This window comes from Streptomyces sp. NTH33, assembly GCF_003236365.1.
Taxonomy (GTDB): Bacteria; Actinomycetota; Actinomycetes; order Streptomycetales; family Streptomycetaceae; genus Streptomyces.
This window is the reverse complement of sequence record NZ_POTZ01000581.1, coordinates 1-3,667: the sequence shown is the minus strand read 5'-3', so window position 1 is coordinate 3,667 and position 3,667 is coordinate 1. Positions and strand designations below refer to the sequence as shown.

Below are 3,667 nucleotides of genomic sequence, written 5' to 3'. Positions count from 1 at the left end.
GGGCCGGTTACTTCAGGTGCAGCTGCTGGCCCGGGTAGATGAGGTCGGCGTTGTCGACGACACCCTTGTTCAGCTCGAACAGCTTCTGCCAGCCACCCTGGACGCCGTGCTGCCCGGCGATGGAGCTGAGGGTGTCACCGGGGACCACCCTGTACTCGCCGTCGCCCTTCTTGACCTTCTTGCCGGTCGGGGTGGTGACGGTCTTCTGCGGGGCCGGGGCCGGACGCGTCACGGAACGGCTGGCAGCCCGCTGCTCGGTCGAGCGCTTGGTGACGCCGCTGCTCGCGGAGCCGCCGCTCTTGGAGCCGGCGTTCGACGAGGAGGGGGCGCTGCCGTTGTAGGCGGCGCCGGACAGGCCCTTGCCGCAGACCGGCCAGGCGCCCTTGCCCTGGCCCGCGAGGACCTTCTCGGCGACGGCTATCTGCGCCGACTTGGAGGCCAGGTCGGCGCGCGGCGCGTAGGCGGTGCCGCCGAACGCGGCCCAGGTGGAGCTGGTGAACTGCAGACCGCCGTAGAAGCCGTTGCCGGTGTTGATGGACCAGTTGCCACCGGACTCGCACTGGGCGACCGCGTCCCACTGGGAGGCGGTGGCGGCGGAGGCGTTGCCGACCGCCATCAGCGGGGCGGCGACGGCGGCACCGGTGACACCGGCGAGCGTGAGGACGCGAGTGGCCTTGGACGGACGGCGGTGCTTGCCCTTGCTGGAGAACAGCATGGATGGATCCCCTCACCGACGCCTGCGAGGTGAGCTGTCGGGTTCGGGCCGGTCGAGTTGCCCGGCCGTGCCTCCTTCACGAGGCACGGCTTCACCCCCAGCCGCTCCGTCAACTGACCGGTGCGGCACTTACCTTGGGTCCCCCGCTCCTGCCTACGGCGCTTGACGCGACGACTGTTCCCGTACGGCCGCTGGCAGGATTCGGCGTTCGCGGCAGCCGGGGCTCGCGGTGGCGAGCGGTCACGACCGTAGACACGTGATCCGCGGAATTTCAAAGACGATCAGGGCTTCTGAGACTCATCCCACACTTTCACCGAAAGGGACATTCGGTGCGAAGTGTGACGTGAACTCCCGCTACTTCTGGGCTGTTTCGGCAGGGATGTCCAGGGCTTGACCGGCGACGACGCGGTCCGGGTCGTCGCCGATGGCCTGCCTGTTCGCGTCGTACAGCGCGCTCCATCCGCCCTGGAGGCCAAGGGAGTCGGCGATGGACTCGAGGGAGTCGCCGGAACGGACCGTGTAGGAGCCGCTCATGTCGGCGCGTGCGCCGCTGCCGCCGCGCGAGGCGTGACGGCCGGAGGAAGCGACCGCACGGCTGTCGGCCGGATCCTCGACCGCGCTGGCCCCGCGGTGGCGGCCGGCGCCGAGCGCGCCGGTGTCGACCAGCGCCGAAACACCCGCGACATAGCCGTAGTTGTCCGAGTTGCCCCATTCGGACGCAATGGAGGGCGAGGTGTCGGGCGCCGAGGGGACACTTGCGGCATCTTCGGGCGAAGTGTCAGGCTTGACCGAGTCGCCCCCCTTGCCGGGCGAAGGGGTCGAGGGCGACGGGTTCACCGGAGCCGCACTCGGCGAGTCCGCCGCATCGGGCTCGGCGGTGGGCGAGTCGGACGGGCCGGACGAGTCGGACGAGTCGGACGAATTGCCCGACCCCTGCGGCGAGCCGGACAGGCCGAGGCCGTTCGACAGGGAAGGGTTGGACTTTCCGGACGAGTCGGAGGAACCGTTCGAACCGGAAGAGCCGCCGCCCACGCCGGTGTCGACCTTCGCCACGCCGGACTTCTTGCTGAGCCCGGAGAGCAGTCCGCAGGTCGGCCAGGCGCCGGGCCCCCGGTCGGCGAGTATCTTCTCGGCCACGGATATCTGCTGGGACCGGCTGGCCTGGTCGGCGCTCGGCGCGTAGTCGAGGCCGCCGTACTGCTCCCAGTCCTCCTGGGTCAACTGCAGCCCGCCGTAGTAGCCGTTGCCGGCGTCGGCGCTCCAGGAGCCGCCGCTCTCGCACTTCGCCACCTTGTCCCACACGGTGCCGTCCGCCGCGCTGGCGCCGGAGGCGCCCATCAGCGGGATGGCGATGGCGGATCCGGTCACTCCGGCAGCGACGAAGAGGGCCGGGGCCTGACGGGGGCGACGGTGACGACCGTTCCCGGAGAGCATGCGGAGACCTTTCAACCGACGGCAGTGACCAACGTGGCGGCGGATACGGCTGGGTGCCGCGACGCTGATGGGTGAAGGTAGCGGCTGTCGATCGCTTGTCACAAGTTAATGCCGCGTAGATCACGTGAAGGTCACATGATTGAGCGCGTGTCACCTTTGCGCTCGTCAGCGGACAGCCGCAGGCAGGCGCACGGTCCGTATACGGCCCGTGTACGGCCTGCGTACGGCCCCTTTTCCGGCCCTGTCCGGCCCTGTCCGGACTTAGGGGTGCGGGGTGAAGCTCACGGGCAGGGTGCGCAGTCCGCGCATGATGAGCCCACCGCGCCAGCGCAAGTCGCTTGCCTCCGCGTCGAGTTGGAGGTTCGGGAGGCGGTTGAACAGGGTGGCGAGGGCGATCTGGCCCTCCAGGCGGGCGAGTGGGGCGCCGAGGCAGTAGTGGATGCCGTGCCCGTACCCGAGGTGTTGATTGTCACGCCGGCCGAGGTCGAGGACGTCGGGGTCGGCGAAGCGCTCCGGGTCCCGGTCGGCGGCGGCGAGGACGACGAGGACCGGGTCGCCCGGAGCGATGTCCTGCCCGCCGATGGTGAGCGGGCGGGTGGCGAAGCGCCAGGTGGCCAGCTCCACGGGGCCGTCGTAGCGCAGGAGTTCCTCCACCCCTGTCTCCAGCAGGCCCCTGTCCCCCTCGGCGAGGGACCGCTGCAGCCGGCTCCTCTGCCCGGGGTGGGTGAGCAGGGCGTAGGTGCCGTTGCCGACGAGGTTGACGGTGGTCTCGAAACCGGCGAAGAGGAGGATGAAGGCCATGGCGGCGGCCTCGTTCTCGGTGAGGTGCTCGCCGTGGTCGGAGGCGCGGATGAGGCCGGAGATGAGGTCCTCGCCGGGGAGGGGTTCGGCCGGCAGGGCCTGGCGTTTGCGGTGGATGAGGTCGGCGAGGTAGCCGCGCATCTTCTTCACCGAGCGGGCGACTCCGCCCCGGGGGCCCTTTCCGTGCCGGATCATCATGCCCGCCCAGTCCCGGAAGTCGTCCTGGTCCTCGCGGGGGACGCCGAGCAGGTCGCAGATGGCGTGGATGGGCAGCGGGAAGGCGAACTCGTGGATGAGGTCGGCGGTGCCTCGGCCGGCGAAGGCGTCGATGAGGCCGTCGGCCAGCTCCTGCACGCGGGGGGCGAACTCGGCGACCCGGCGCGGGGTGAACGCCTTGCTGACCAAGCGGCGCAGCCGGGTGTGGTCCGGCGGGTCGATGTTGAGCAGGTGCGTCATCAGGTCGGCCTTGCGCTCGCCGGGGATGCCGGTCTTGCCCTTGGCGTGGGCGGGCTCGTCGTGGTGCGCCGGGTTCTTGGAGAGGCGGTTGTCGGCGAGAGCCTGCTTGGCGTCGGCGTACCGCGTGACCAGCCAGGCCTCCACTCCGCTGGGGAGGCGGGTCTTGTGCACGGGGGCGTGCTCGCGGAGCCAGGCGTAGGCGGGGTAGGGGTTGCTGGCGAACTCCCAGGTGAACAAGGTGGGCGGCTGGTCGTGCATACG

The 3,667-nt window shown here is 70.5% G+C and carries 3 protein-coding genes and 1 riboswitch; all 3 genes read right to left on the bottom strand.

Annotated elements, in window-relative coordinates; translation table 11 throughout:
* Window positions 1-7 precede the first annotated feature (7 nt).
* Window positions 8-715, bottom strand: coding sequence for a LysM peptidoglycan-binding domain-containing protein (locus tag C1I97_RS33290; protein WP_111006754.1), 708 nt, complete (start codon window positions 713-715; stop codon window positions 8-10).
* Window positions 716-719: 4 nt separating this feature from the next.
* Window positions 720-886: riboswitch (cyclic di-AMP (ydaO/yuaA leader) on the bottom strand.
* Window positions 887-1,069: 183 nt separating this feature from the next.
* Window positions 1,070-2,149 carry a LysM peptidoglycan-binding domain-containing protein gene (locus tag C1I97_RS33285; RefSeq protein WP_111006753.1) on the bottom strand — a complete coding sequence of 360 codons (1,080 nt, stop codon included), beginning with the start codon at window positions 2,147-2,149 and terminating at the stop codon, window positions 1,070-1,072.
* A 261-nt stretch (window positions 2,150-2,410) separates the two neighbouring features.
* Window positions 2,411-3,664, bottom strand: a complete 1,254-nt coding sequence (locus C1I97_RS33280) for a cytochrome P450 family protein (RefSeq protein ID WP_111006752.1) — start codon at window positions 3,662-3,664, stop codon at window positions 2,411-2,413.
* Window positions 3,665-3,667 lie beyond the last annotated feature (3 nt).